Genomic DNA, 24765 nt, shown 5'->3' on the forward strand with positions numbered 1-24765 from the left:
GCCTGAACACGTTCAGGCGCGTTCGTCCGCCAGGACACCGCCGAGGATGCGGGCCGCTTCATCGAAGCGGCCCGCATCCTCGCCGGAGTAGTTGACTCTCACGTAGGGCCCCGCGGGTTCCGCAGGGAACCACTCGGTGCCGTCCGAGACGATGAGCCCACGGCTCTCGCAGGTGCGGACCACGCGCGGCACATCGGTGCCTTCCGGGAGCCGCAGCCACAGGTTCAGTCCACCGAGCGGCAGCCGCTCGAGGTGCGCCGTCGGGGCGTGCTCGCCCAGACTCGCGACCAGCAGGTCCCGTCGGGCACGGAGGAGCGGTCGCAGACCGCGGAGGTGCGACCGCCACCCGGGCTGGGTGACGACGTCGAGGGCGGCGGCCTGCAGGACCCCGCTGATGTACATCGACTCGGCGGCCAGGTCGGCCAGGATCCGGTCGTGGGCCGGGCCCCGGGCGATGACGGCGGCGACGCGCAACGCGGGAGAGACGCTCTTGGTCAGCGACCGCAGGTAGATGACGTGGCCGTCGTCGTCGAGCGCGGCGAGCGGCCGGGCATCGACGTCGATCGCGAGATCGTGGGCCCAGTCGTCCTCGACGAGGAACGCGCCGTGTCGCCGGACGATCTCGAGGATCGCGACCCCCGTCTCCGGCGACCAACGACCTCCGGTCGGATTCGCGAAGGTCGGCTGTGCGTAGAACGCCCGCGCACCGGTGTCCTGGAACGCGCGCTCCACGACGTCCGGGTCCGGTCCGTCGGGACCGGTCGGCACGGGGACCAGCGTCACGCCCGCCTGCTCGGCCGCGAGGATCGCGCCCCAGTAGCTCGGCGACTCGATGAGCATCGGCTGCCCAGGGCCGACGAGCGCCCGGAAGATCGAACTGAGTCCGCTCTGACTGCCGGAGATCACGATGACGTCCCGGGCGGTCGGCGGCGCGACCCCGGGCGGTGCGGCTGCCGCGAGGTCGGCTGCGAACCACGCCTGGAGCTCCGGCGAGCCGGCCGCCGGCGATCGGGTCATCGCCACGTCGGTGCGGGCGGCGCGCGCGAGCGCGGCGCGGACCAGCCGCTCAGGCAACAGTTCTCGGGCGGGGTATCCGGAGTGCATCGCGATCGCGGCGGGTGCGACCGACCGTTGCGCCGAGGACAGCGCGCCAGAGCGCCACGGGAGTGCGCCGAGCGCAGCGGTCTGCCAGCCGTAGTCCACCGACCGCGCCGGACGAGCCGCCCGCACGAAGGTGCCGACGCCCGGCCGACTCTCGATGAGCCCTCGCCCGGCGAGCTGGCGCATCGCGTTCTGGACGGTGACGGGGCTCGCTGCGAACTCGGCGGCCAACGCCCGGTTGGAGGGCACGCGTGCACCCGGAGGTGCCGCTGCGATCCAAGCGGTCATGGCGGCGACGATCCGCCCAGTGCTATCGTTGTCCATGAGTACACAGAGTAGCGTTATCGCGACACCGACGCGAGTGTTATCCCGCAGCGGGCTCGGCTGGGGCTTCCTCGGCGTCCTGGCGTTCTCCCTCACGGTCCCCGTCACGAAGGTCGCCCTCGTCGGCCTCTCCCCGCTCCTCATCGGTTCCGGGCGCGCGGTCGTCGCAGCCCTGCTCGCCGCGATCACCCTCGCCACCCTGCGAGCGCGACGCCCGACCGGAATGCAGTGGGCGCGCGTCGCGATCGTCGCCGGCGGCGTCGTCGTCGGATTCCCGCTCCTGACCTCCTTCGCGCTGACCACCGCTCCCGCCGGTCACAGCGCCGTGGTGATCGGCCTCCTCCCGGCGGCGACGGCGGTCGCAGCCGTCCTCCGGGGCGGCGAGCGCCCGACGCGTCGCTTCTGGATCTTGGCCGGCTCGGGCGCGGTCGCGGCGATGGTCTTCGCCTCGGTGCAGCACGGCGGCCTCGCGCCGATGGCCTGGTCGGACCTCCTCCTGCTCGGCGCCGTCGTCGCAGCCGCGATCGGCTACGCGGAGGGCGGACTGCTCGCCCGGGAGCTGGGCTCCTGGCAGACCATCTCCTGGGCGCTCGTCGTGGCATCACCGCTCATGGTCGTCCTCACGGCACTCGCGGTCGTCCAGCAGCCGCCGACCGCAGCCATCGGCAGCTGGCTGGCGTTCGGCTACCTCGGCGTCGTGAGCATGTTCCTCGGCTTCTTCGCCTGGTATCGCGGACTCGCGATCGGCCCGATCGCCCGGGTCAGCCAGATCCAACTCGTCCAGCCGGTGCTGAGCATCGTCTGGGCGGCCCTCATCCTCCGCGAGCGACTCGACTGGGCCACCGTGCTCGGCGGGCTCGTGGTCATCCTGTGCGCCGGCCTCGCCGTCCGCACCCGTCTCGACCGGAAGTGACCCCACCATGCGCCACACCCCCACCTACCTGATGACCGACGTCGACGAGGTCAAGCGCCTCATCCGCAACCACCCGTGGGCGACGTTCGTCTCGCCTGCGAGCACCGGGCTCGTCGCCTCCCACTACCCGGCGATCCTCGAGGAGGACCGGGACGAGCTGTCGATCGTCAGCCACTTCGGCCGACCGGACGAGCGCTCGCACGAGCTCGGCGAGCACGAGATCCTCGTCATCATCCAGGGACCGCACGACTACGTCTCGCCGAGCTGGTACCCGGAGGGCCAGGTGATCCCGACGTGGAACCACGTCACCGCGCACCTGTACGGCACGCCCGAAGTCCTGAGCGAGGACGAGAACTACGAGATGCTCTCGCGACTCACCGATCACTTCGAGGACCATCGACCGGACGGCCGCCACCTGTCCCAGGACGAGGCCGGCACCCGGCGCGCAGCGAAGGGCACGGTCGGCCTGCGAATGCGTGTCAGGCGGTTCGACGCCCGCGCGAAGCTCAGTCAGAACAAGGCGCCCGAGGTGGTCGACGACATCACCGCGCACCTTGCGGAGCGGAATCCGGCACTGGCCGAGGAGATGCGCCGTCAGCAGGATCGGCCGCCGGCGGGCCACTGACCCGACGGGCACCGACACGATCGCGGGCGTCGCTCACGAGCACGAGGGTGACGCCCGCCGCACTGAGCAGGAACCCGCCGGCCGTCAGGAGCGTGAACGGCTCCCGGAACAGGAGCGCACCCACGACGGCGGTCGTCGGCGCGACGAGGAACAGGAGCGCGTTGAGGACCGTGACCCCGATGCGACGCAGCAGCCACCAGTAGAGCCCGTAGGCCGAGAGCGTCGGGACGAGCGCGAGGAAGAGCGTCGTCAGCCAGAAGATCGTGTCGCCTGGCGGCACCGCCTCACCCGTCGCGAGGGCGAGCACCGCGAGGAGCACCATGGTCGCCGTCGCGTGGACGGTCAGCGTGAGGAGGACCGGGGATCGGTGCGGCGAGCGCCGCTCCAGGATCGTCGCGGTGATGAGGCTGGCCATGGCCAGCGCGGGCAGGGCGTAGGCGATCGGCGGCGCATCCGAGGCGCCGAACTGGGACTGCACGATGAGGAACACCCCGACCGCGCCGATCCCGAGTCCCAGCCACTGGGCCCCCGGAACCCGCACGTGGAGCAGCGGTCCGGCGAGCGCCGCGATGACGAGCGGCTGGACGGCGTCGATGAGCGCGGTCGTGCCGGTCGAGATGCCGACGGCGACCGAGGCGTAGACGAACACGACGTAGCCGAACTGCGCGAACAGGCCGATGACGAGCTGCGAGCGCAGCTGAGTCCGGGTGGCGTTCCGCCACTGCCCGCTCAGCACCAGCACGATCGCGAGCCCCACGGCGAGCGGGACGAACCGCCAGAGGAGCACGGTGAGCACCGGCACGTCCTCGGTCCCGATCTTCGCGACGACGAACCCGGAGCTCCACGCGAGGACGAACCCGATCGCCGCGAGGGGGACGATGACGGCACGGATCATCCGCGCCACAGGTATACCGATCTGTTTACTCATCCCCGCAGTATACAGACTGGTATAGTTTTCGCATGACGGCCGACACTCCAGAGCTCGCACCCCTCACGCCGGGCGCCCGACGCGTGCTCGACGCCGCCTCCGTGCTCTTCTACGAGAACGGCATCCACGCGGTCGGCGTCGACACCATCGCGGAGGCGGCCGGGGTCACGAAGAAGACGCTCTACGACCGTTTCGGCAGCAAGGAGGCCCTCGTACTCTCCTACCTGCAGCATCGCGACGCGCGCTGGCGCGTCTGGGTCGACGAGTTCCTCGCCCGGCATCCGGAACCCGGGGTCGACCGGGTTCTGGCGATCTTCGACGCGGCGATCGGCTGGTCGGACGACAACAGCCCCAAGGGCTGCAGCGCCGTGAACGCCCGCGCGGAGATCCCCGACCACGCGACCAGCGGCCTCGTGCTCCCCGAGGTCACCCGGCAGAAGCAGTGGCTGCTCGAGCGCTTCGCCGAGCTCATCACCGAAGCCGGCCTGTCGGACGCCGGAGCGCGCGCCCGCGAACTCATGTTGCTCTACGAGGGCGCGATCGTGACGGTCGGGATGCGCACCTTCCGCGAACCGTTCGAGACCGCACGCGCGATCGCCGGTCGACTCCTGGCCGCCTGACCGGAGCCGGGCGCGGCCTGTCGGCGACCACCCGACATCGCGTATGGTCTCGGGATGGACTTCACCGATGACGCCACCGCCACCGACCGCATCGCCATCGTCACCGGGGTCGGGCGCCGCCGCTCGATCGGCGCGGGACTCGCCACCGGTCTCGCCGCGGACGGCTGGAACCTCGTCCTCAACGCCTGGCGACCCTACGACGACCGCGTCGGCTACGAGCGGTCCCCCGACGACCCCGAGTCGATCGCGGACGAGTGCCGTGCGCTCGGCGTGACCGTCGAGCTCGTGCTCGGTGACCTCGCAGACCCGGCGTTCCCGGCCGAACTCGTCGAGCGCGCAGCGCAGCTGGGGCCCGTGTCGGGGCTCGTCATGTCGCACTGCGAGTCGGTCGACAGCTCGATCCTCACGACGGACCTCGAGAGCTGGGACCGCCACTTCGCCGTGAACGCGCGGGCGACGTGGCTGCTCATCAAGGCCTTCGCCGAACAGCTCCCGGTGCAGGAGACGCCGCCCCGGGTGGCCGGTCGCATCGTCGCGCTCACGAGCGACCACACCGTGCACAACCTGCCCTACGGGGCCAGCAAGGGTGCGCTCGACCGCATCGTGACGGCCGCGGCGGTGGAGCTGGGCGACCGCGGGGTGCGGGCGAACGTCATCAACCCGGGTCCGATCGACACGGGCTGGATGACCGACGACATCCGTCGATGGGGAGCCGAGGCGACGCCCGCCGGCCGGCTCGGCACGCCGTCCGACACCGCCGACCTCGTGCGCTTCCTGTTCTCGCCTGCAGGCTCCTGGATCAACGGCCAGGTGCTCTCGAGCAACGGCGGATTCAACGTCGGTTAGGAACGCGTCCACCCGTCGACCTGCGCGCGGACACCGGCGATGTCGGCCGGCATGACGCGACAACAGCCGCCGACGACCGTCGCCCCGGCCTCCAGCCAGGCCTCCACCTCGCCGACCCCGGCGGCTCCACGCCAACAGCGGGCGTCGGCGTCCCAGTGCTCGCCCGAATTCGGGTAGACCACCACCGCCTTGTCCGTCACGGACCGTGCAGCGGCGATGGCCGGGAGGACCTCGTCCGGGTGCGAGCAGTTGACACCCACCGCCTGGAACTCGTCGATCCCCTCGACCAGTCGGAAGCCCTCCGCCATCGGCTCGCCCGAGCGGAGACGACCACCCTCCACCGTGAACGACAACCACGCAGGCACTCCCGAACCCCGCACGAGCTCGGCGAGCGCCGTCGCCTCGTCGAGCGTCGGAATGGTCTCGAGGGCGAGGAGGTCGGGGGCCGCGTCGACCAGCACGGCCAGACGCCGCTCGTGCCACCGCTGCAGCTCGGTCCGGCTGAGACCGGAGGCACCCTCGTACTCCGAGCCGTCGCCGAGCGTCGCGCCGTACGGACCGACCGACGCGGCGACGAGGAGCGGGCCGTCGGGGTCCGATTCGGCCCGCGTGTCGCGAGCCGCACGCGCCAGCTCGACGCTCGACCGCAGGAGCCGTTCGGTCTCCGGAGCCGGGATGCCGATCCGATCGAACGCCTCGAAGCCGACCTGGTACGACGCCGTGATCGCGATCTGCGCACCCGCGGCGAAGAACTCCTGATGAGCATCCTGAATCGCCCCAGGATCGCGCGCGAGCAGCGCGGCGCTCCAGAGCACGGTGGACACGTCTCGGCCGCGCGCTTCGAGCAGTGTCCCGAGACCGCCGTCGACCGTCCAGATGCCGCGCCTCAGGTCCATACGTCCCATTGTGCTCGCGTCGCAACCCGATGAGGCGGCACTGGACACCTGGTATGGTCTATACCCGTCCAGAGCCGACAGGACGCGTTCTCCCCGAGAACGACCCGCCACCCGACGTGCAGCTCCCCCGAGCTCCGTGCCAGTGCAGCATGGCGATCCTCCGGCATTTTTCGGGCACTGAGCGATTACGCGAGTGCCGAACGATTCAACACGACTGTCAGGAAACGAGTACTGCTTGTGAACTCCAGCGACAACGCGGCTTCATCGTCCCCCGCATCCCCCTCCCCCAGAACCGGCCGGAAACCGGCCCGCAAGACCAGGCGCCTCCGCGTCGACGACGTCCTCGTCGTCAAGACGTCCAAGGTCCGCACCGCCATCTCGGGCACCGTCGTCGGCAACTTCATGGAGTGGTTCGACTTCGGCATCTACGGCTACCTCGCGGTCACGATGACCGTCGTCTTCACCGAGGGCCTCCCTCCTGAGGCCGGCATCCTCGTCACCCTGTTCGGTTTCGCCGTGTCGTTCCTCGTGCGTCCGCTCGGCGGGCTCGTGCTCGGACCGCTCGGCGACAAGATCGGCCGGAAGAAGATCCTCTTCCTCACGATGTCGATGATGGCGGCGGCGACCGCCCTCATCGGCGTGCTGCCGACCGCCGCCCAGATCGGGCTGTGGGCGATCGCCCCGCTGTACCTCCTCAAGATGATCCAGGGCTTCTCGACCGGCGGCGAGTACGCCGGCGCGTCCACCTATGTCGCCGAGTTCTCGCCCGACCGCCGACGCGGGTTCTGGGCGTCCTGGCTCGATGTCGGGTCCTACGTCGGTTTCGCGGCAGGCGCCGGGACCGTCGCCCTCACCACGCTGATCGCGGAGGGCCTCGCCGGCCCCGACGCCATGACCGAGTTCGGTTGGCGCATCCCGTTCCTCATCGCCCTGCCGCTCGGTGCGGTGGCGGTGTGGTTCCGCCTCAAGATCCCCGAGACCCCGGCCTACGAGGTCGCCGAGACCGCCGGCGGCATCGAGGCGGAGCAGGAGGACCCCATGGCCCGCCAGGGGATCTTCGGGATCTTCCGTCACTTCTGGCGCCAGATCCTCATCGCGATGGCGATCGTCGCTGCGACGAACACCGCCGGCTACGCGCTCACGAGCTACATGCCGACCTACCTCGAGAAGGACGTCGGGGTCTCCAACCTGACGGCCGCGGTCGCGACCATCCCGGTCCTGCTGATCATGTCCGCCTGCCTGCCGCTCGTCGGCCGGATGTCCGACAAGCTCGGCCGCAAGCCCGTCTACCTCATGGCCGTCGGTGCGACCCTCGCCCTCATGGTGCCGGCGTTCGCGGTCATGCAGATCGGTGAGATCTGGGCCATCTTCATCGCCCTGTTCATGGTCGCCGCCCCGGTCGCCCTGTGGGCGGGACCGTCCGCGGCCTCGCTGCCGGCGTTCTTTCCGACGGCGTCCCGCTTCGGCGCGATGGCGATCGCCTACAACCTGTCGGTCTCGCTCTTCGGTGGCACGACGCCGCTGTTCAGCGAGTTCCTCATCCAGGTCACCGGGAACACCTTCATGCCCGCGTTCTACATCATGTTCTTCGCGGCGGTGGCGGGCGTCGGCGTGCTCACGATGCGGGAGACGGCTCGTCGTCCGCTCATCGGTTCCGTGCCGACGGTCGAGACGAAGGCCGAGGCGGTGGAACTCGTCAAGGGGCAGGACGACAACCCGCTCATCGACACCCACACGATGCCGCTCGACATCCTGCCCGCCGCGTCGACCACCGGCGCCGCGGCGGACGGCCGGGACGGACGCGTCACGACGCCCGCCGGCTAGCGGGTTCGTCGACGCGTTCGTCGAGGACGACGCGTTCGGTGATCACGATCGGGGCGGGTGCGCGGTGCGCATCCGCCCCGTCGCGTCCGACCCGTTCGAGCAGCGCGGCCTGCCAGCCACCGCTCGCGACCGGCTTCGCCGGGGCGGACGGCACGGTCGGGTCCTGGTCCTCAGCCGCCGGCTCGCGCGGCGCATCCGGCCCACGTTCCTCGACGAGGGCCTCCTGGACGATCCGTCGGGGATCGAACTGTCGAGGGTCGAGGCGTTTCCACTCGGCCGGGTCGAACTCCGGTCCGAGCTCCTCGGCTGCTCGCGCCTTGGTCGTGGCGACGAGGTCGCGGACGGTGCGGACGAGCACTCCGAGTCGCTCGGCGTACACCGGCAACTGTTTCGGGCCGATGAGCACGGCCGCGAGGACGCCGATGACGATCAGCTTGTCCATGGTGAGTCCGAACACGATGCGCTCCGATGATCAGGCAGCCGGAGTGTCGGCGCGGGGGTCGGTGTCGGCCGACACCTCGTCCTTCAGGATGCGTGCCGACTGCCCGACGCTGCGGGCGAGGCTCGGGAGCTTCGCGGCGCCGAAGAACAGCAGGATGACGGCGAGGACGATGAGGGCGTGCCAGCCGGTGAGGTTCTGGAGGAATCCCATGACGGGTCCTTTCGGGTCGATGCGGGTCGGGACGGGAATGCGTGGAGGTGCCGCGGTCAGCGTCCGCTCGGCGGCGTTCCTCCGCCGCCGCCAGCCCCGCCACCGCCGGACGGGGCAGCACCGGCGGTCGGCGTCGTCGTGGTGTCCACCCGGACGGTGAGCGCCACCTGATACCCGGAGGTCGCGTCACCCGTCACCGTCGCGAGTTGCAGGGCACCGCCGTCGTCGCCGAAGACGTTGTCGTCGTCGAGACTCACCTGGGCGAGGTTCGCGCTCGAACCGTCGTAGCCCGACAGGGCGTAGACGGTGTCGCACGCCGCCTGCGGGAGGGCGACCTGCGAGGTCGCGATGGCGTTCGCGGAGTCGGAGATGTCCGCGACCGTGGGGTACACCTCGAAGTGGATGTGCGGCCACCGGCCCGAATAGCAGGCCGGGAAGATCGAGGTGTACGAGACGGTCCCCGAGCTGTCGGCGACCTGGACGCCGCGGAGGTAGGTCTCGTCCTCGATCCCGTCGGAGTACATCGAGTAGCCGCCCGACGCGTCGCAGTGCCAGACGTACACGGCGACGTCGGCGAACGGGGCGTCACCGTTCGCCATGTCGAGGATGGTGAGCGAGAGGGCCATGGGGACTCCGCTCGCGGTGGTGCCCGACCCGATGCTCGACCGGATGTCGCTGCGGACGATGCCGGACTCCTCGAGCACGTCGGCTCCGTTGGAGCCGTCGCCCGGGTAGGGGCCCGCGGTCTCGTCGGGGATCTCGCCCGATGGGAGGCCGGCGGTCGCGGTCGCGGTGCTCGTGCCGGTACTCGCGGCGCCGGAGCTCGTACTGCTGCTGCCGGACGCCCCGGTGGAGCAGGCGGCGAGCGCGACGGCCCCGACCCCGGCGCCCACGAGGCTCAGCACCGTGCGCCGGCTGACGAGGGTTCCGAGGTCGAACGCGACGCCCTGGTCGACGACCTCCTCGTCGGCCCGGTCGAGTAGACGGCCCTCGTAGGCCGGGCCGTCCGGGGTGGTCTCGGGTGCTGGGATCCTGCTCATGGTGCGCCTCGCCTTCGTCTGCGATCGGTGGTCTCGATCGGTCGTGAGACGAGCATCGGCGTGGCGGCTATGGGCTTCCTATGAGCCGTCCATACGTCGTCGATGGGTCTGCTGGGCGGTTGCCGAGTCCGCGGATCAGCGCGGGGTGGCCTTGAGCCCGTTGGGCGGTCCGTCGCGGTCGGAGGCGGTGCGCGGGACGTCGTACCGCACGAGGGCGTCCGCGCGTTCCAGGCTCGGTTGCACACTCATCAACACCCGCTTGAGTGGATCGATGTCCCAGGCGATGACGAAGTACGCGTCGGCACCACCCCGATCACGGCGCCGTTCGATGACCGCCTTCGGGATCACCGGGTCGTTCCGCATCACGAGCCACGTGTCGTGGTCGAGGCGGATCGGACGCGGGCGGGTCATGTGTCGAACATACGTTCGAATGTCGCGTGAGGCAAGTCGATACTCGAGCTGCTTAACTTTGCTTAACCGCTTGACCATCTTCACTGCACCTCGCTACGGTAACTGCGTAACCGATTAACCACTCACTGCAGAGGACGTCATGAACCAACGAGGGTTCCACCAGCCGAACGGCGCATGGGTCGGAGACGTCATCCCCTGGCAGGAGGACGGTGTCTTCCACCTCTTCTACCTGCACGAATCGCGTCGCGTCCCCAAGATCGGCATGCCGTGGCATCGCGTGACCACCCGGAACCTCGTCGACTTCGATGAGCTCGGTGAGGCACTGCCGTCGGGCGGACCGTCCGCGCCGGACTTCAACGTCTACACGGGCAGCGTCATCCTGGACCCCGACGGCGTCCACCACGTCTTCTACACGGGACAGCACCCGGAGCGCCGCGGTGCCGACGGTCTGGCGCTGCAACTCGTCATGCACGCCGTCAGCACCGACGGCATGCGCACCTGGGAGCGCCGGGAGGCCGACACCTTCGGCGCCACCGCAGGATATGAGACCGCCGACTGGCGGGATCCCTTCGTCTTCTGGGACGAGGACGCGGCCGTCTGGCGGATGCTCATCACCGCCCGACACGCACACGGCCCGGAACGGCGTCGCGGCGTCATCGCCCAGTGCACCTCCACGGACCTCTCGACCTGGGAACCCGTCGAGCCGTTCTGGGACCCGCGCCGCTACATCGCCCACGAGTGCCCCGAGGTCTTCCAGTGGGGCGACTGGTGGTACCTCGTGTCCTCCGAGTTCAGCGAGTCGTTCACGACGCGCTACCGGATGTCGCGCACCCTGCACGGCCCCTGGCTCGTCCCCGAGCACGACACGCTCGACGGACGCGCCTACTACGCGGCGAAGTCCGCCTCCCGCGACGGACGCCGGTTCTTCTTCGGCTGGATCGCCTCGCGTGAGGGAGCCCACGACGCGGGCGCCTGGCAGTGGGCCGGCACCATGTCGGTCCTCGAAGCGGAGCAGCGTGCCGACGGCACCCTGGCCTTCCATCCGCCCACCGAACTCCGCGACACCTTCGCGCCCGCCGACGAGCCGACGGACACCGTCGTCACCTCGGGCACGGTTCTGAGCGCCCCCGACGGGTACGCCGACGCCCTGTCGGCCGTGGACGCACCGAGTTCCTTCCGGCTGGTCGCCCGGTTCGACATCGCTCCCGGCACGACCGAGTGCGGTGTCCTCCTCCGCGCGAGCGATGACGGCGACGAGGGCTACGTCCTGCGCCTGGAGCCGAAGCGCGACCGCCTCGTGTTCGACCGCTGGCCCCGCTCCAGCACCGGCACGGAGCAGTGGCAGATCTCGGGCGACGTCCCGTTCGTCGTCGAACTCGAACGCCCCTGCCACCTCGCCCCCGGCTTGCACGAGCTCGAGGTGATCGTCGACGGCGACCTCTGCGTCGCGACCGTCGACGACGCGGTCGTCCTCAGCACGCGCCTCTACGACCGACCGGCCGGTCGCGTCGGCGTCTTCGTCGGCGAGGGGACCGTCACCGTCGAGGCGTGCACGCTCCTCGAGCGCGACGGCGGCGGCTCCGACGACGACCCCACCGCACACCGACTCCTCACCAGCACCACGTCCTGATCCCGACACCACGCTCCGCCCGCCTGCACCACCACCCGCACACCCGCACACCCGCACCCACCTGTGATCGATCAACGGAGATTCCGACCATGCCAACCACCGCACGCCCCCGCACCACGCGCCCCACCCGCAGCACCGCCTTCGTGGCCCTCGTCGCCGCTGCAGCACTCGCCCTCTCCGGCTGCGCCGGCGGATCGAGCGCCACGGACCCGACCGACGTCGACCCGAAGGGCGACATCGTCCCCCGCGAGATCTCGTGGCTGCTCTCCCGCCCGGCCGACGGCGGGGTGATCACCGCGATGGAGCAGATCGCCGACGAGTACGCGAAGGACCACCCCGGCTTCTCGCTGAACCTCATCACGACCCCCGACCGCCCGTCCTACATCCAGAAGTACGAGACCCTCGCGGCCGCGAACAAGCTCCCCGAGCTCTTCGACACCGACGCGACCCCGTTCGCGCAGAAGCTCGCGAAGCAGGGCCGCATGGTCGACGTCGACCTGCTCCTCGAGGACCTCGGTCTCGCCGACTCCTACCGCGAGGCTGCGCTCAACTACCAGCGGTTCGACGACGGCTCGCTCTACATGGTGCCGTTCGAGTTCCAGCTGGAGTTCTTCTGGTACAACCGCTCCCTGCTCGAGGACGCCGATGTCACCGTCCCGGCCACGCTCGACGACTTCCCCGCCATGTGCAAGGCGCTCCGCGCCAAGGGCGTCACCCCGATCGCGCTCGACGGTCAGGACCAGTGGCCGCTCGAGCGCTACATGGCCTACTACCCGTTCCGGATGGCGGGTCCCGAGTACATCCAGGACCTGAAGGCCGGGAAGGCCTCCTTCTCCGACCCGGCCGGGAAGGCCGCGGCCGAGTGGCTGTACGACCTCGGGCAGGCCGGCTGCTTCCAGGAGGGCTTCTCCTCGACCGGTTACGCGGACGCGCAGGCGCTCTTCACCTCGGGCAAGGCCGCGGTCTACAACATCGGCACGTGGGAGCTCTCGAACCTCGCGACGGATGCGCTCGACCCCGGCGTCCGTGACGCGGTCGGCACCTTCACGCTGCCGACCATCGACGGCGCCGTCACCGCCGACAACGAGTACGTCACCCCGTCCGGCATCGGCATGGCGGTGAACGCGAAGACGTACGACCCGCTCGTCCGCGACTTCCTCGCGTTCGCCCTCGAGCGCTACCCGGAGCTCTACGCGGCGACTGGCGCGCTGTCGCCGACGACCTCCGCGCAGACCACCGTCCCCGCGAACGCGACCGAGCTGTACGCCAGCTCCGTGGCGCAGGCGGACGGCGTCGGACCGGCGATCGCGATGCCCTGGGACACCCAGCTCGACCCGGCCACGAACACCCGACTCCAGCAGGAGCTGACCCTGCTCGTGCAGGGCGACATCACGCCGGACGAGTTCATCGCGACGATGGACGCGGCCCTCACGGAGAACGTCGATGACTGAGCTCACCCAGACCGCGGTGGGCGCGGCACCGGCCCGCCCACCACGGCGGTGGAAGCCGATGTCCACCTCGATGCTGCCCCGCCGGTCGACCTTGTCGGTGCTCGTGTTCCTCGTGCCGCCGCTCGTCCTCTACGGTGTGGCGGTGCTCCTGCCGATCGTGCAGTCGCTGTTCCTCAGCCTCTTCTCGTGGGACGGCATCACGGACATGGCGTTCGTCGGACTCGACAACTACGTCAAGATGCTCACGCGGGACGACGTCTTCTGGACCTCCTTCGGCAACGCCCTCGGCTACCTCGCGATTTGCCTGGTGCTCCAGCTCGGCGGCGCGCTCCTCGTCGCCGGACTGCTCACCGCCCTCCCCCGGGCCCGCGAGCTCGTCAAGACGCTGTACCTCCTGCCCGCCGTCATCTCGACGGTCGCGATCGCCATCCTGTTCCAGCGGCTGTACGCGCTCGAACCGGTCGGGCTGATCAACCAGCTGCTCGCATGGGTCGGACTCGGCGACCTCCAGACGGCCTGGCTGTCGAACGTGCAGACCGTCCTCGCCGCGGTGTCGATCCCGGAGGGCTGGCGGTTCACCGGCCTGTACATGCTCATCATCTACGCCGCCCTCATGGCCGTGCCCCGCGACCTCGAGGAGGCCGCCCGGCTGGACGGCGCCTCCTGGTGGCAGATCTTCTGGCGGATCCGGTTCCCGTACATCCGGCCGGTGTGGATCACGACGACGGTCATGGCGACGACCTTCGCCCTCCGCGGCTTCGACATCCCGTACCTGCTGACGAACGGCGGGCCCGGTCAGTCGTCCGAGCTGCTGACCACCTACATGTACAAGACGGCGTTCGTCCACACGGATTACGGCTACGCCAGCGCGATCTCCATGTTCATCGTCGTCGAGTGTCTCGTCGCCGTCGGCCTCATCTTCCTGCTGCTCCGACGGAAGGACAAGTCATGACCGCCACCCTCCCCGCCCGGCCGACCGAACACGTCGCGCCCCCGGCGGCGTCGACACCGAAGCGGAAGCCCCGGCACACCCCGCGCGTGCGGGTGCAGCGGACGATCCTCACCGTGACCGTCGTCGCGATCGTGCTCGTCCAGGTCTACCCGCTCGTCTGGTTGCTGGTCACGAGCTTCCGGACGGCGGCCGACTTCGCCGGTGGCAACCCCTTCGCGCTGCCGTCCGAGTGGACGCTCGACAACTACGCAAGGGCGTTCTCCACCGGCAACCTCGGGCTCAACATCGTCAACAGCCTGATCGTCACCCTCGGGTCGAGTGCCCTGATCGTCATCGCCGGCATGATGGCGGCGTACGCGCTCCAGGTCCTCGGGTTCCGGTTCAGCGGGCTCGTCCGCGGCCTGTTCCTCCTCGGCATCATCGTGCCCGTGCAGATCGCGCTCGTCCCCCTGTTCATCGACTACTCGCAGGTCGGCCTGCTCGACACCCACCTGTCGATGATCATCCCTCTGGCGGCGTTCGCACTGCCGATGGCCGTGTATCTGTTCTCGTCGTTCTACGAGTACATCCCGAGGGAGATGTACGAGGCCGCGTCGCTCGACGGGGCGGGTCCGTACCGGATCTTCGGCCAGATCACGTTCCCGCTCTCGGTCAACACGATCATCACCGTCGTGCTCGTCAACAGCATCTTCATCTGGAACGACTTCATCTTCGCGAACACCTTCGTGCTCTCCGACGGATTGAAGACCATCCCGCTCGGCCTGCAGAACTACATCGGGGCGATGGGGAACACTGATTGGACGGCGACGTTCGCCGCCGTCTGCGTCACGGTCACACCGCTGCTGTTGGTGTTCCTCGTGTTGAACAAAGCGATGATCAGCGGCCTCGAGAGCGGAGCGACCAAGGGATGAGCAGCACCGACCAGCCGAAGCCCGGCTCAGACCACCCGAAGAACACCTCGGGCATCACGATGCGCGACGTCGCGAAGGCCGCCGGTGTCTCCGTGGCGACCGTCTCGCACGTCGTCAACGACAAGCCGGGGTCGCGGATCGGCGAGGACGCCAAACGTCGGGTGCACGAGGCGGTGGCGGAGCTCGGCTACCGGCCGAACGCCCTCGCGAAGACGCTGTCCCAGGGGCACTCCCGGTTCATCGGCCTCGTCGCCGACGCGATCGCGACGACCCCGTTCGCCGGCCAGATCATCCACGGCGCCCAGGACGAGGCGTGGCGCCACGGCTACGTCCTGCTCGTCGCCAACACCGACGGCAACACGGCCGCCGAGGAGGAGGCGATCGCGATGATGCTCGAGCACCAGGTCCGCGGGATCCTCTACTCCACCTGGTTCCACCACGAGATCACCGTGCCCGAGGCGCTCCTCCAGACCGACACCGTGCTCGTGGACTGCTACGCCGCCGGAAGCGGGCTCCCGGCCGTCGTGCCGGATGAGGAGCAGGGCGGGCGGACCGCGACCGAGGCGCTGCTCGCGGCCGGCCACCGACGGATCGCGTTCGTCAACACGACGACCCCCTCACCGGCACAGACCGGCCGGCTCGCCGGGTACCGCTCGGCGCTGCAGGCGGCGGGAGTGGCGTTCGACGACGCCCTCGTGATCCCGGCATCACCGGAGCAGGAGGGTGGGTACGCGGCGACCGCCGAGGTCGTCGACTCAGGCGCCACCGCGGTCTTCTGCCACAACGACCGCGTGGCGATGGGACTCTACGACGGGCTGCGCGAGCGCGGACTGCGGATCCCCGACGACATGGCGGTCATGGGGTTCGACAACCAGGACGTCATCGCCGCCCACCTCCGGCCCCCGCTGTCGACGGTCGCCCTCCCCCACTACGAGCTCGGAGCGGCCGGCGTCCGTCGGCTGCTCGGTCTGGACGCCGCGCTGCCCGCCGGGCCGCAGCTCATCGCCTGCCCGGCCGTCCCGCGGCACTCCGTCTGAGGGCGCGACCGTGCACGACGAGCAGCACGCCCTTCCACGGCCCGGCTTCCACCTGACGCCACAGCGGAACTGGATGAACGACCCGAACGGCTTGGTCTTCCATCGCGAGCGGTGGCACGCGTTCTTCCAGTACAACCCGGAGGGCAGCGACTGGGGCAACATGAGCTGGGGTCACGCCTCGAGCGTCGACCTGCAGCACTGGGACGAGCATCCGGTCGCCCTTCGGTACACCGCCGAGGAGCAGGTGTACTCGGGATTCGTGGTCGCCGCGGGTCCCGACGGGCGCCTCACGGCGTACTACACGAGTGTGTCCACCGACGGTCGGCAGGCGCAGTCCCGGGCGACCAGTGACGACGACGGGCTCACCTGGCAGCGCGACCCGGAGAACCCGATCCTCGACCGCGGCTCGCACGCCTTCCGCGACCCGAAGATCATCCGGTACGAGGACGCCGCGGGTTTCCGCTGGATCATGCTCGCGGTGGAAGCCGTGGAGCGCCAGGTCCTCGTGTACTCCTCCACCGACCTCCGCACCTGGGAGCACCTCAGCACCGTCGGTCCGGTCGGTCCCACCGGCGTCGTGTGGGAGTGCCCCGACCTCATCCCGCTCGCGGTCGACGGACGCCCGGACGAGGTCCGGTGGGTCCTGCTCCTCAGCACCAACCCGATCGGCGACGTGCAGGACCCGGACGGGTCGTCGATGAGCTATCTCGTCGGCGACTTCGACGGCTCGGTGTTCACGCCTGAGCGGGCCGAGCTGCAGCGGCTCGACCACGGTCGGGACTTCTACGCGGCGGTCGGGTTCGACCGCGCTCCGGACGGTGAAGCGGTGATCCTCGGTTGGATGGGCAACTGGCGCTACGCCGCCGACCTCCCCGCCTCGCCCTGGCGGGGCGCGATGTCGCTCCCGAGACGCCTGTCCTTGCCCACGGTCGACGGCGAGCCACGACTCGTGCAGGAGCCACCGGCCTTCGTCAGGGAACGACTGGCCGCGATCGACCCGACGACCGTCGCCGTGTCCTCGGACGCCGTCGACCTGGGGCTCGAGGGTGACGGCGTGGTCGAGCTGCACTGGGATCCGTCGGTCACCGGTGAGCTGCGGCTCCGACTGACGGCCGACACCGACGGTGCGGTCCTCATCGTCCACGACCCGGTGACGGCGTCACTCTCCGTCACCCGGTCGGGCGGTGCCATGGACACGGTGCACCCCGACTTCGCCTCCACGAGCATCGTTCCGCTCGTCGGCGACCGGCCGGCTCGACTCCTCCTGAGCCTCGACGGCCCGCTGCTCGAGCTGTTCGTCGACGGCGGTCTCGCCACCGTCTCCGACCTCGTCATCCTCGGGAGCGGACGACCGACGCTGACCCTCGCGAGCGAACGCGCCAGTCCCGTCTCGGTGGCCGTCGCCGTCCTCGACCGGGCGCCCGCCACCGACCAGGTGCACGCGCTCGCCTGAGCAGTCCTCCACCGCACGATCCAGCACCATCCCGCCACGGGTGCCTTCGGCGCGCCCACGGCACCGACGAAAGGAACAGCAATGACGCACGACCTCTCCCGCCGGACCGTCCTCCAGGGCGCCGGCCTCGGGGCGCTCGCCCTGTTCGCGAGTACCGGCACGCCCCTCGCCGCCCAGGCGGCGACCACCGCCCAGGCGCAGGCCTCCCTCAGATCGGTGTTCCACATGACGCCGCCGTCGGGGTGGCTCTGCGACCCGCAACGGCCGGTGTTCACGAACGGCGCGTACCAGCTGTACTACCTGCACTCCGGCCAGAACAACGGTCCGGGCGGTTGGGATCACGCGACGACGACCGACGGCGTCGCCTTCACCCACCACGGGACCGTCATGCCGCTGCAGCCGGACTTCCCGGTGTGGTCGGGTTCCGCCGTCGTCGACACCGCGAACACCGCCGGTTTCGGTGCGGGTGCGGTCATCGCCCTCGCGACGCAGCCCACCGACGGCGTCCGGAAGTACCAGGAGCAGTACCTCTACTGGTCGACGGACGGCGGCTTCACGTTCACGATGATCCCCGACCCTGTGATCGTGAACACCGACGGACGCGCGGCCCAGACCCCGGCGGAGATCGAGAACGCCGAGTGGTTCCGGGACCCGAAGGTCCACTGGGACGCGGCCAGGAACGAATGGGTGTGCGTCATCGGCCGGGCGCGCTACGCGGCCTTCTACACCTCGCCCGACCTCACGACGTGGCAGTTGCAGCACAACTTCGACTTCCCGAACCACGACCTCGGCGGCATCGAGTGCCCGGACCTGTTCCAGATGCGAGCGGGCGACGGCAGCTGGCACTGGGTCTTGGGCGCCAGCATGGACGCCTACTCGATCGGCCTGCCGATGACCTACGCCTACTGGACGGGCACGTGGGACGGGACGCGGTTCACCGCCGACGACCTCACCCCGCAGTGGCTGGACTGGGGCTGGGACTGGTACGCCGCCGTCACCTGGCCGAAGGCGGAGTCGCCCGAGGACCGCCGGCTCGCGATCGCGTGGATGAACAACTGGAAGTACGCGGCCCGCGACGTCCCCACCGACGCCTCGGACGGCTACAACGGCCAGAACTCCGTCGTCCGGGAGCTGCGGCTCGAGGCGCAGTCCGGTGGTCGGTACAGCCTGCTCAGTTCACCCGTGGACGCTTTGGCCGGGTATGCGACCTCCACCGTCTCCCTCCCGGACCAGACGGTCACCGGGAGCACCGTCCTGCCCTGGAGCGGCCGGGCGTACGAGATCGAGCTCGACCTCACCTGGGACACCGCGACCAATGTCGGTCTCTCCGTCGGTCGTTCGGCGGACGGCTCTCGCCACACCAACATCGGGAAGGCCGGGGCCGAGCTCTACGTCGACCGCGCACCGTCCGACCTGGCGGGCTTCTCGCTGCAGCCGTACACCCGGGCCGCAGCACCGATCGACGCGGCTGCACGCTCGGTCCATCTGCGGGTCTTCGTCGACACGCAGAGCGTGGAGGTCTTCGTCAACGCCGGTCACACCGTCGTCTCGCAGCAGGTGCACTTCGCCGAGGGCGACACGGGGATCTCGCTCTACACCGACGGCGGACCGTTGACCGCCTCGGCGATCACGATCCGCGAGTTCGGCACGGCGATCTGAAGCGAGCGCGAGCGGGCACGGCGACGGTGCCCGCCCGCGTCCGACGGGTGCGCTCGGTAGGCTTGACGTTCCTTCCGGCAGGATCGCCGGACGACAGGAGATGGGGATCCCGTGAAGAACGCCGCGTCGTACGTGATCGGGCTCGCGCTGAGCCTGGTCTACGTCTCCCTGGTCGGCGTGCTGTCGATCCAGATCGCCGGTCTCGCGGGTGGCGCGGTGTTCGACCTCAGCAACACCCTGATGGCCGTCACCGAACCGAACGCAGGCCTCCTGCAGGTGCTCGGTATCGCCATGGCGAGCGGAGCGGTGCTGTGGATCCTCATGCGACGCGGGACCCCGGGGTCGGACGCGCAACGCCTCCTGCGACTCGGCTTCGGCACCGGAACGCTCGTGCAGATCGCCGTCGGCGTCGCCCTCCTCGTCGGACGGTTCTCCCTCTTGGACCTGAATCAGGGTCCGGCGAAGTGGCTCGAGGGCTGGATCGCCTTCGGCGCCTCGAACTCGGCCGTCCACGTCGTCCTCATCGTGACGGTGTACCTGATCGTGACGAGGCGACACCGTACCGGCGGCTCCGCACAGAGGTCGCCTGCCTGAGGGGTCGGACGCGCTCTCGCGCCATCGCATGCCGGTCCATACGTCAGGATGGACGGATGGATCTGCAGAACCTGGTCGAACACGGACATTGGACGACGGCCCCTGCGGCGGTGACGACGGAGCCGGACGGTTCCCTGCTCGTCACCGCCGTCGAGGGCAGTGACGCCTGGCGACACACCTCCTACGGTTTCGTCCACGACACGGAGCACGCGCTGATCGCGCCGATGCAGCGACGGGCGGCGATCGAGGTGTCGTTCGTCCTCCCCGGCTCCGAGCAGTTCGATCAGGCCGGGGTGTTCCTCCGCGTCTCCGAGTCGACGTGGATCAAAGCCGGGGTCGAGGTGTCCGACGGGGTCGCCCAGCTCGGTGCGGTCGTCACGCACGGGACCTCCGACTGGTCGGTGGCACCGGTCCCCGGTTGGCTCGGACGAACGGTCACCGTGCGCGCGAGCCGCGACGGCGACGCCGTGACCGTACGCGCACGGGTGGACGACGAGGACTGGCGACTGGTCCGTGTCGCCCACCTCGACCCGGAGGCCGACGTCGAGGCGGGGCTGTTCTGTGCAGCCCCGACGCGCGCCGGCCTCACGGTGCGGTTCACCGCCGTCCGTCTCGGTCCGCCGGACGACGCGCTCCACGGCTGACGCTCTGCCCGGTCGCGGCATTGCGCTCCGCGAGCTGTGCGAACGCGGTGACGAGCTCAGGCGGCTCGACGACGTCGACGTCGGTGTCGAAGCGGTTCACGGACGCGGCGAGCGCCACCCACGACCACGCGCCGGCGGTGTAGCGCGTGCGGTCCGGACCGAGGGGCTCGGCGGTGCCGTCACCGACGAACGGCCGGACCGCATCGAACGGCAGGTGGAGCACGACGGTGCCGACACAGGGCCAGGCATCGGCCTGCTCGGATCCCTTGAACCTCGCAGCCACGAACGTCTGGACGTCTCCACCCGGCACCTCGCGCGGACGGAACCGCGGTCCGGTCGGCGTCCTCGGCACGATGCGGTCGGCGCGGAAGATCCGCCAGTCGTCGCGGTCGAGGTCCCAGGCCACGAGGTACCAGCGCCCCTGGGAGGTGACCAGGTGATGCGGTTCGACGCGCCGAGGGGGTTCCGGGTCGTCGACGGATCGCCCGAACCGGAGCACCTCCCGCGCGCGGATGGCCGCGGACAGCGCGAGGAGGATCGGCACGGCCACCTGCGGGGTCGGTCCGTCGCCTGAGCGGGGCACCGAGGTGACGTCGAGGGCGTCGAGTCGATGCCGCAGCCGCGACGGCAGGACCTGTCTCACGGTCGTCAGTGCTCGGAGCGCCGGCTCCTCGAACCCGGATCCCGCGACGGCCGTGGTCTGGAGGGCGATGGTGAGCGCGACGATCTGCTCGTCGTCGAAGAGCAGCGGCGGGAGTTCGCTCCCGGCGTCGAGGTGGTACCCGCCGTCCGGCCCCATCGTGGCCTCGATGCGATACCCCATCTCCCGGAGTCGGTCGACGTCGCGGCGGATCGTGCGGTGGCTGACGTCCAGCCGGTCGGCGAGCAGGGCACCCGGCCAGTCGCGGCGCGCCTGCAGGAGCGAGAGCAACTGCAGGAGTCTGGAGGTCGGTGAGGCCATGGTGCGAGCGTAGTCCGAGTGCAGGACATGATCTGTCCTAGACGCCTGAAACAGTGGTGCTCGACCGGGAGGAGCCCGGCACGACTCGAGGAGCACTCATGAGCATCACGACCACGACCCACCTCAACTTCCAGGGCGACGCCCGCGCTGCGCTGGAGTTCTACCAGTCCGTCTTCGGCGGGCGGACGACGATCGCGAGCTACAGCGACCTCGGGATGCCGAAGGACGCCCCGGGTGCCGACCTGGTCGTCTTCGGTCAGGTCGAATCCGAGGACGGCTTCCGGGTGATGGCGTACGACAGCCCCGGAGCTCCGGCGCCGTCCCTGATCGGCACCGGAACGACCCGCCGCGAGCACGGGACGACGGTCACCGAGCAGCCCTGCTTCGTCGCGGTGCGTGGCGAGACGCTCGCGGAGGTCGAGGTGTTCTGGAACCGACTCGTCGTGGGAGGTTCGGTCGTCGAAGAGCTCGCCGCGTCCGCCTGGAGCCCCGGCTTCGGCATGGTGACCGACCGGTTCGGCGTCACGTGGGTGCTCGACGTGGCGGCGGCCGGCTGAGGCGTCCACGCCCGTCCGGCGTGACAGGGAACGGGCCGGTGCGGACGATCGTGTCCGCACCGGCCCGTTCCGGTCGTCGGGTTGCGACTCAGCGCACGGTGTCGAACCGCTGACCCTCGGGCTTCGAGGGCAGGAGGAAGAGGACGAGCAGGATGATGCCGCCGACCGACGGGATGAGCGAGAAGAAGTAGAACGGGCCGGGGAAGTTGGCGTCGTGGAGACGGCGCCAAGCGAGGGCCAGGTTCGGGACGATGGTCGCCAGCCAGATGAGGCCGAGGAGGACGACGCCCGTCAGGATCAGCGGAGCAGCCCCGGGGATCTCGAGGATGCCGGGCTGGGTGTAGTAGGTCCGAGAGCCGGTGCTGCTGTCGAACACGACGGCCTCGCGCTGCGCGGCAGCGGATGTCGCGCCGATCAGGACGCCGGTGAAGAACAGGATGTTCGGGATGAGCGTGACGAGGAAGACGAACAGCGTGACCCACCAGTACTCGCTCCGAGAGGCACGGCCGGTGAAGGTCGCGTACTTGCGGAGGTAGCGCTTGACCGCCTGCGGGAACGTCGCTCCATAGAGCGGGAGCGTCAGGTCATCCGGGGAGGCGGCGCCGTGGATCGGAGCGGGCGCGTACGGCTGCTTGTACGTCGGCGTCGCGGGGTAGTCAGGGGTGGCGTTGGAACTCATGGTGCCTTTCGATCGAGGTACTCGGTAATGAGACCCTGGCATAACACATGTCCACCCCAGAACAACTTGCGCGACCGACCGACTTCGGGCATGCTCCGCGGCATTTCGGTGATCCTCGGCCAGCCCCGAGCACCCGCTCCGGTCTCACGAATCCGGTGCCCTTCCCCCGGTCCCTGAGCCTGTCGAAGGGCACACGAGGACCCTTCCACATCCGACCCGACTCGGCATCTGGAATGTCAGTGGTCCATGGTGGACTAGTCCCATGACCGAGACCACGCTCACCGCGATCCGCGCAAGCGACGAGTACGCCGCGCGTCTCGCGGAGTTCTCGGACGAGTGGGCGGACCTCCACCGCCAGCAGGCCGTCCTGGACGCACGCAAGGCGCGCCTCCTGGCCCGTTCCGCTGCCTACGCGGACGCGTTCGCCGACGCCACCGTCCCGGCGATCTTCCCGCCGGCCGAGCGCCAGGCACTGTCCCGTCGCTCCACCTGTGCCGCCCTCGCGATGGCGACCCGGATCCCGGAGCGGACGATCCAGCGTGCGATGAACGACGCCGAACGACTTATCAACGAAGCACCGGCGGTGCTCGAGTCGCTCGAGGTAGGCCGCATCTCGGCGCGGCATGCACAGGTGATCACGGACCAGCTCTGCGACGTCCCTGCCGCCGGTCGGGCGGTGTTCCTCGAGCAGGTGCTGCCGGTCGCCGAAGGCGCGACCGTCTCGTACCTCCGGCAACGCGCCCGCGTCCTGCGCGAACGCCTCCACCCCGAATCGATCACCGCCCGAGCGGTCCGCTCTGAGGCCGACCGTCGGGTTGAGTTCGAGCCGGCCGCCGACGGCATGGCCTGGGTGCACCTGTTCACCACCGCGCCGATCGCGCAGGGCATCATCGAGCGGGTCGAAGCGGCCGCCGCCGAATCGCGCAAGGCCGGTGACACCCGCACCTGCGGACAATTGCAGGCAGACGCACTCGCAGCCCTCGCCCTCGCCGGTGTGACCCCGGACGACGTGATGTCGAGCCTGGTGCTCCCGCACCCGATCGAGGTGCAGGAGCACATCAAGCCGACCGTGCAGATCACCGTGCCGGCGCTGAGCATGGCCGGTGTGAGCGATGCCCCGGCTACCCTCGACGGCTACGGCCCGATCGACCCCGAGACCGCGGCGCGTATCGCGGTGAACGCGCCCAGCTTCACCCGGATCCTCGTCCAGGCGGAAACCGGTGCGGTCCTCTCCGTCGGGCGGGGCCAGTACCGCGTTCCGGCCGATCTGCAGCGCGCGGTGCGGTTGAGGGACGGCACCTGTCGGGCACCCGGTTGCGGCAGACGGGCCAGGGCCTGTGACCTCGATCACTCGGTCGCGTGGGAGGACGGAGGGGCGACAGACGTCGGAAACCTCGCCTGCCTGTGTCGACATCATCACCGGATGAAGCACCTCCCGGGGTGGAACCTCGACCACAAACCGGGCGGCGTCCTCGAATGGACGACACCCGACGGCAAGCACCACCGGACGGAACCAGACCCCGCCCCGTTCTGACCCCGCCGACGAAGGCTCCTTCGTGGGCACTTCGACAAGCTCAGTGACCGGAAGAGGTGTGCTCGGATCCGTTTCGGTCCCTGAGCCTCTCGAAGGGTTCCTCGTAGGCACTTCGACAAGCTCAGTGACCGGAAGAAGTGTGCTCGGATCCGTTTCGGTCCCTGAGCCTGTCGAAGGGTTTCGCGTGGGCACTTCGACAAGCTCAGTGACCGGAAGAGGTTCACCCGGGATATTTCGGTCCCTGAGCCTGTCGAAGGGTTTCGCGTGGGCACTTCGACAGGCTCAGTGACCGGGAGAGGTGCGCCCGGAACGACGAGGGGTCCTCGTGGGCACTTCGACAAGCTCAGTGACCGGGAGAGGTGCGCCCGGAACGACGAGGCGTCCTCGTGGGCACTTCGACAGGCTCAGTGACCGGAGGAGGTTCAGCCGGAACGTCTCGGTCCCTGAGCCTGTCGAAGGGCAGTCGGGCGGGGACACCTCGGCGAGCGGAAGCGGTCCACGCGTGGCACTTCCGGTCCCGCCG

General features: G+C 69.9%; 25 protein-coding genes. 16 read left to right on the top strand and 9 right to left on the bottom strand.

What is annotated here, in order from left to right; translation table 11 throughout:
• Positions 1-12 precede the first annotated feature (12 nt).
• A complete protein-coding gene (locus QRN44_RS08295; protein WP_285038831.1) occupies positions 13-1425 on the bottom strand; it encodes an aminotransferase-like domain-containing protein in 1413 nt (470 codons plus the stop codon).
• Here QRN44_RS08295 and QRN44_RS08300 point away from each other — a divergent pair.
• Both QRN44_RS08300 and QRN44_RS08305 read left to right on the top strand, forming a co-directional pair.
• On the top strand, positions 1424-2338 hold the full coding sequence (locus QRN44_RS08300) for a DMT family transporter (protein WP_502928634.1): 915 nt from the start codon (positions 1424-1426) through the stop codon (positions 2336-2338). The genes QRN44_RS08295 and QRN44_RS08300 overlap by 2 nt on opposite strands.
• Positions 2339-2345: 7 nt before the next feature.
• Positions 2346-2963: an FMN-binding negative transcriptional regulator gene (locus tag QRN44_RS08305; RefSeq protein ID WP_285038833.1), complete on the top strand. Its 618-nt coding sequence runs from the start codon at positions 2346-2348 to the stop codon at positions 2961-2963.
• On the opposite strand, the gene QRN44_RS08310 is transcribed toward QRN44_RS08305, so the two are convergent.
• Positions 2881-3891, bottom strand: coding sequence for a DMT family transporter (locus QRN44_RS08310; protein ID WP_285038834.1), 1011 nt, complete (start codon positions 3889-3891; stop codon positions 2881-2883). The two genes, QRN44_RS08305 and QRN44_RS08310, sit on opposite strands and share 83 nt — an antisense overlap.
• A 32-nt stretch (positions 3892-3923) precedes the next feature.
• Here QRN44_RS08310 and QRN44_RS08315 point away from each other — a divergent pair, with 32 nt between their 5' ends.
• Together QRN44_RS08315 and QRN44_RS08320 are read left to right on the top strand one after the other, a co-directional pair.
• Entirely contained in the window at positions 3924-4511 is a 588-nt protein-coding gene (locus tag QRN44_RS08315; protein ID WP_285038835.1) for a TetR/AcrR family transcriptional regulator, read from the top strand.
• Between the two features lie 54 nt (positions 4512-4565).
• Positions 4566-5357 (top strand): SDR family oxidoreductase, encoded by a 792-nt coding sequence (locus QRN44_RS08320; protein ID WP_121294024.1) that lies wholly within the window; start codon positions 4566-4568, stop codon positions 5355-5357.
• Here the strand turns inward: QRN44_RS08320 and mmuM are convergent.
• Complete coding sequence (mmuM, locus tag QRN44_RS08325; protein WP_285038836.1) at positions 5354-6253, bottom strand: homocysteine S-methyltransferase; 900 nt, start codon at positions 6251-6253, stop codon at positions 5354-5356. The genes QRN44_RS08320 and mmuM overlap by 4 nt on opposite strands.
• Positions 6254-6490: 237 nt before the next feature.
• Here mmuM and QRN44_RS08330 point away from each other — a divergent pair, with 237 nt between their 5' ends.
• Entirely contained in the window at positions 6491-8077 is a 1587-nt protein-coding gene (locus QRN44_RS08330) for an MFS transporter (RefSeq protein ID WP_285038837.1), read from the top strand.
• Here QRN44_RS08330 and QRN44_RS08335 read toward each other — a convergent pair.
• The 4 genes from QRN44_RS08335 to QRN44_RS08350 all read right to left on the bottom strand — a co-directional run bounded on the left by QRN44_RS08335 (position 8058) and on the right by QRN44_RS08350 (position 10180).
• Entirely contained in the window at positions 8058-8534 is a 477-nt protein-coding gene (locus QRN44_RS08335; RefSeq protein ID WP_175117610.1) for a twin-arginine translocase TatA/TatE family subunit, read from the bottom strand. The genes QRN44_RS08330 and QRN44_RS08335 overlap by 20 nt on opposite strands.
• Positions 8535-8549: 15 nt before the next feature.
• Positions 8550-8729: a twin-arginine translocase TatA/TatE family subunit gene (locus QRN44_RS08340; RefSeq protein WP_079002937.1), complete on the bottom strand. Its 180-nt coding sequence runs from the start codon at positions 8727-8729 to the stop codon at positions 8550-8552.
• Between the two features lie 56 nt (positions 8730-8785).
• A complete protein-coding gene (locus QRN44_RS08345; RefSeq protein ID WP_285038838.1) occupies positions 8786-9769 on the bottom strand; it encodes an intradiol ring-cleavage dioxygenase in 984 nt (327 codons plus the stop codon).
• 135 nt (positions 9770-9904) lie between these two features.
• Positions 9905-10180 (bottom strand): hypothetical protein, encoded by a 276-nt coding sequence (locus QRN44_RS08350; protein WP_064294714.1) that lies wholly within the window; start codon positions 10178-10180, stop codon positions 9905-9907.
• Between the two features lie 139 nt (positions 10181-10319).
• Here QRN44_RS08350 and QRN44_RS08355 point away from each other — a divergent pair, with 139 nt between their 5' ends.
• The 9 genes from QRN44_RS08355 (at position 10320) to QRN44_RS08395 (ending at position 20511) form a co-directional block, all read left to right on the top strand.
• Positions 10320-11810, top strand: coding sequence for a glycoside hydrolase family 32 protein (locus QRN44_RS08355; RefSeq protein WP_285038839.1), 1491 nt, complete (start codon positions 10320-10322; stop codon positions 11808-11810).
• Between the two features lie 89 nt (positions 11811-11899).
• Positions 11900-13261: an ABC transporter substrate-binding protein gene (locus QRN44_RS08360; protein ID WP_285038840.1), complete on the top strand. Its 1362-nt coding sequence runs from the start codon at positions 11900-11902 to the stop codon at positions 13259-13261.
• 70 nt (positions 13262-13331) lie between these two features.
• Complete coding sequence (locus QRN44_RS08365) at positions 13332-14213, top strand: carbohydrate ABC transporter permease (protein ID WP_056013507.1); 882 nt, start codon at positions 13332-13334, stop codon at positions 14211-14213.
• Positions 14210-15124, top strand: a complete 915-nt coding sequence (locus QRN44_RS08370) for a carbohydrate ABC transporter permease (protein ID WP_121294010.1) — start codon at positions 14210-14212, stop codon at positions 15122-15124. The genes QRN44_RS08365 and QRN44_RS08370 overlap by 4 nt, the downstream gene beginning before the upstream one ends.
• Entirely contained in the window at positions 15121-16161 is a 1041-nt protein-coding gene (locus QRN44_RS08375; protein WP_285038841.1) for a LacI family DNA-binding transcriptional regulator, read from the top strand. The genes QRN44_RS08370 and QRN44_RS08375 overlap by 4 nt, the downstream gene beginning before the upstream one ends.
• A 10-nt stretch (positions 16162-16171) precedes the next feature.
• The gene (locus QRN44_RS08380) at positions 16172-17614 is read left to right on the top strand and encodes a glycoside hydrolase family 32 protein (RefSeq protein ID WP_285038842.1); all 1443 of its coding nucleotides are present in this window, start codon (positions 16172-16174) and stop codon (positions 17612-17614) included.
• A gap of 81 nt (positions 17615-17695) precedes the next feature.
• Complete coding sequence (locus QRN44_RS08385; RefSeq protein ID WP_285038843.1) at positions 17696-19273, top strand: glycoside hydrolase family 32 protein; 1578 nt, start codon at positions 17696-17698, stop codon at positions 19271-19273.
• 111 nt (positions 19274-19384) lie between these two features.
• Entirely contained in the window at positions 19385-19867 is a 483-nt protein-coding gene (locus QRN44_RS08390; RefSeq protein ID WP_285038844.1) for a hypothetical protein, read from the top strand.
• A gap of 56 nt (positions 19868-19923) precedes the next feature.
• Positions 19924-20511, top strand: a complete 588-nt coding sequence (locus QRN44_RS08395; RefSeq protein WP_285038845.1) for a DUF1349 domain-containing protein — start codon at positions 19924-19926, stop codon at positions 20509-20511.
• Here QRN44_RS08395 and QRN44_RS08400 read toward each other — a convergent pair.
• A complete protein-coding gene (locus tag QRN44_RS08400; protein ID WP_285038847.1) occupies positions 20465-21472 on the bottom strand; it encodes a helix-turn-helix transcriptional regulator in 1008 nt (335 codons plus the stop codon). The two genes, QRN44_RS08395 and QRN44_RS08400, sit on opposite strands and share 47 nt — an antisense overlap.
• 98 nt (positions 21473-21570) lie before the next feature.
• Between QRN44_RS08400 and QRN44_RS08405 the strand changes: the two genes are divergently transcribed.
• Positions 21571-22029: a VOC family protein gene (locus QRN44_RS08405; protein ID WP_285038848.1), complete on the top strand. Its 459-nt coding sequence runs from the start codon at positions 21571-21573 to the stop codon at positions 22027-22029.
• Between the two features lie 88 nt (positions 22030-22117).
• On the opposite strand, the gene QRN44_RS08410 is transcribed toward QRN44_RS08405, so the two are convergent.
• Complete coding sequence (locus QRN44_RS08410) at positions 22118-22708, bottom strand: DUF805 domain-containing protein (protein ID WP_064294705.1); 591 nt, start codon at positions 22706-22708, stop codon at positions 22118-22120.
• Positions 22709-22970: 262 nt separating this feature from the next.
• Between QRN44_RS08410 and QRN44_RS08415 the strand changes: the two genes are divergently transcribed.
• Positions 22971-24242, top strand: a complete 1272-nt coding sequence (locus QRN44_RS08415) for an HNH endonuclease signature motif containing protein (RefSeq protein ID WP_285038850.1) — start codon at positions 22971-22973, stop codon at positions 24240-24242.
• Positions 24243-24765 lie beyond the last annotated feature (523 nt).

Origin of the sequence: Plantibacter sp. lyk4-40-MEA-4, assembly GCF_030209415.1 — a bacterium.
Taxonomy (GTDB): Bacteria; Actinomycetota; Actinomycetes; order Actinomycetales; family Microbacteriaceae; genus Plantibacter; species Plantibacter flavus_A.

Excerpts from the sequence above, each read along its gene's own strand:
- QRN44_RS08300 (WP_502928634.1), top strand. The coding sequence starts at position 1,424 with ATGAGTACACAGAGTAGCGTTATCGCGACACCGACGCGAGTGTTATCC.
- QRN44_RS08295 (WP_285038831.1), bottom strand. The coding sequence starts at position 1,425 with ATGGACAACGATAGCACTGGGCGGATCGTCGCCGCCATGACCGCTTGG.
- QRN44_RS08305 (WP_285038833.1), top strand. The coding sequence starts at position 2,346 with ATGCGCCACACCCCCACCTACCTGATGACCGACGTCGACGAGGTCAAG.
- QRN44_RS08310 (WP_285038834.1), bottom strand. The coding sequence starts at position 3,891 with ATGAGTAAACAGATCGGTATACCTGTGGCGCGGATGATCCGTGCCGTC.
- QRN44_RS08315 (WP_285038835.1), top strand. The coding sequence starts at position 3,924 with ATGACGGCCGACACTCCAGAGCTCGCACCCCTCACGCCGGGCGCCCGA.
- QRN44_RS08320 (WP_121294024.1), top strand. The coding sequence starts at position 4,566 with ATGGACTTCACCGATGACGCCACCGCCACCGACCGCATCGCCATCGTC.
- mmuM (WP_285038836.1), bottom strand. The coding sequence starts at position 6,253 with ATGGACCTGAGGCGCGGCATCTGGACGGTCGACGGCGGTCTCGGGACA.
- QRN44_RS08340 (WP_079002937.1), bottom strand. The coding sequence starts at position 8,729 with ATGGGATTCCTCCAGAACCTCACCGGCTGGCACGCCCTCATCGTCCTC.
- QRN44_RS08345 (WP_285038838.1), bottom strand. The coding sequence starts at position 9,769 with ATGAGCAGGATCCCAGCACCCGAGACCACCCCGGACGGCCCGGCCTAC.
- QRN44_RS08350 (WP_064294714.1), bottom strand. The coding sequence starts at position 10,180 with ATGACCCGCCCGCGTCCGATCCGCCTCGACCACGACACGTGGCTCGTG.
- QRN44_RS08355 (WP_285038839.1), top strand. The coding sequence starts at position 10,320 with ATGAACCAACGAGGGTTCCACCAGCCGAACGGCGCATGGGTCGGAGAC.
- QRN44_RS08360 (WP_285038840.1), top strand. The coding sequence starts at position 11,900 with ATGCCAACCACCGCACGCCCCCGCACCACGCGCCCCACCCGCAGCACC.
- QRN44_RS08365 (WP_056013507.1), top strand. The coding sequence starts at position 13,332 with ATGCTGCCCCGCCGGTCGACCTTGTCGGTGCTCGTGTTCCTCGTGCCG.
- QRN44_RS08370 (WP_121294010.1), top strand. The coding sequence starts at position 14,210 with ATGACCGCCACCCTCCCCGCCCGGCCGACCGAACACGTCGCGCCCCCG.
- QRN44_RS08375 (WP_285038841.1), top strand. The coding sequence starts at position 15,121 with ATGAGCAGCACCGACCAGCCGAAGCCCGGCTCAGACCACCCGAAGAAC.
- QRN44_RS08385 (WP_285038843.1), top strand. The coding sequence starts at position 17,696 with ATGACGCACGACCTCTCCCGCCGGACCGTCCTCCAGGGCGCCGGCCTC.
- QRN44_RS08395 (WP_285038845.1), top strand. The coding sequence starts at position 19,924 with ATGGATCTGCAGAACCTGGTCGAACACGGACATTGGACGACGGCCCCT.
- QRN44_RS08400 (WP_285038847.1), bottom strand. The coding sequence starts at position 21,472 with ATGGCCTCACCGACCTCCAGACTCCTGCAGTTGCTCTCGCTCCTGCAG.
- QRN44_RS08405 (WP_285038848.1), top strand. The coding sequence starts at position 21,571 with ATGAGCATCACGACCACGACCCACCTCAACTTCCAGGGCGACGCCCGC.
- QRN44_RS08410 (WP_064294705.1), bottom strand. The coding sequence starts at position 22,708 with ATGAGTTCCAACGCCACCCCTGACTACCCCGCGACGCCGACGTACAAG.
- QRN44_RS08415 (WP_285038850.1), top strand. The coding sequence starts at position 22,971 with ATGACCGAGACCACGCTCACCGCGATCCGCGCAAGCGACGAGTACGCC.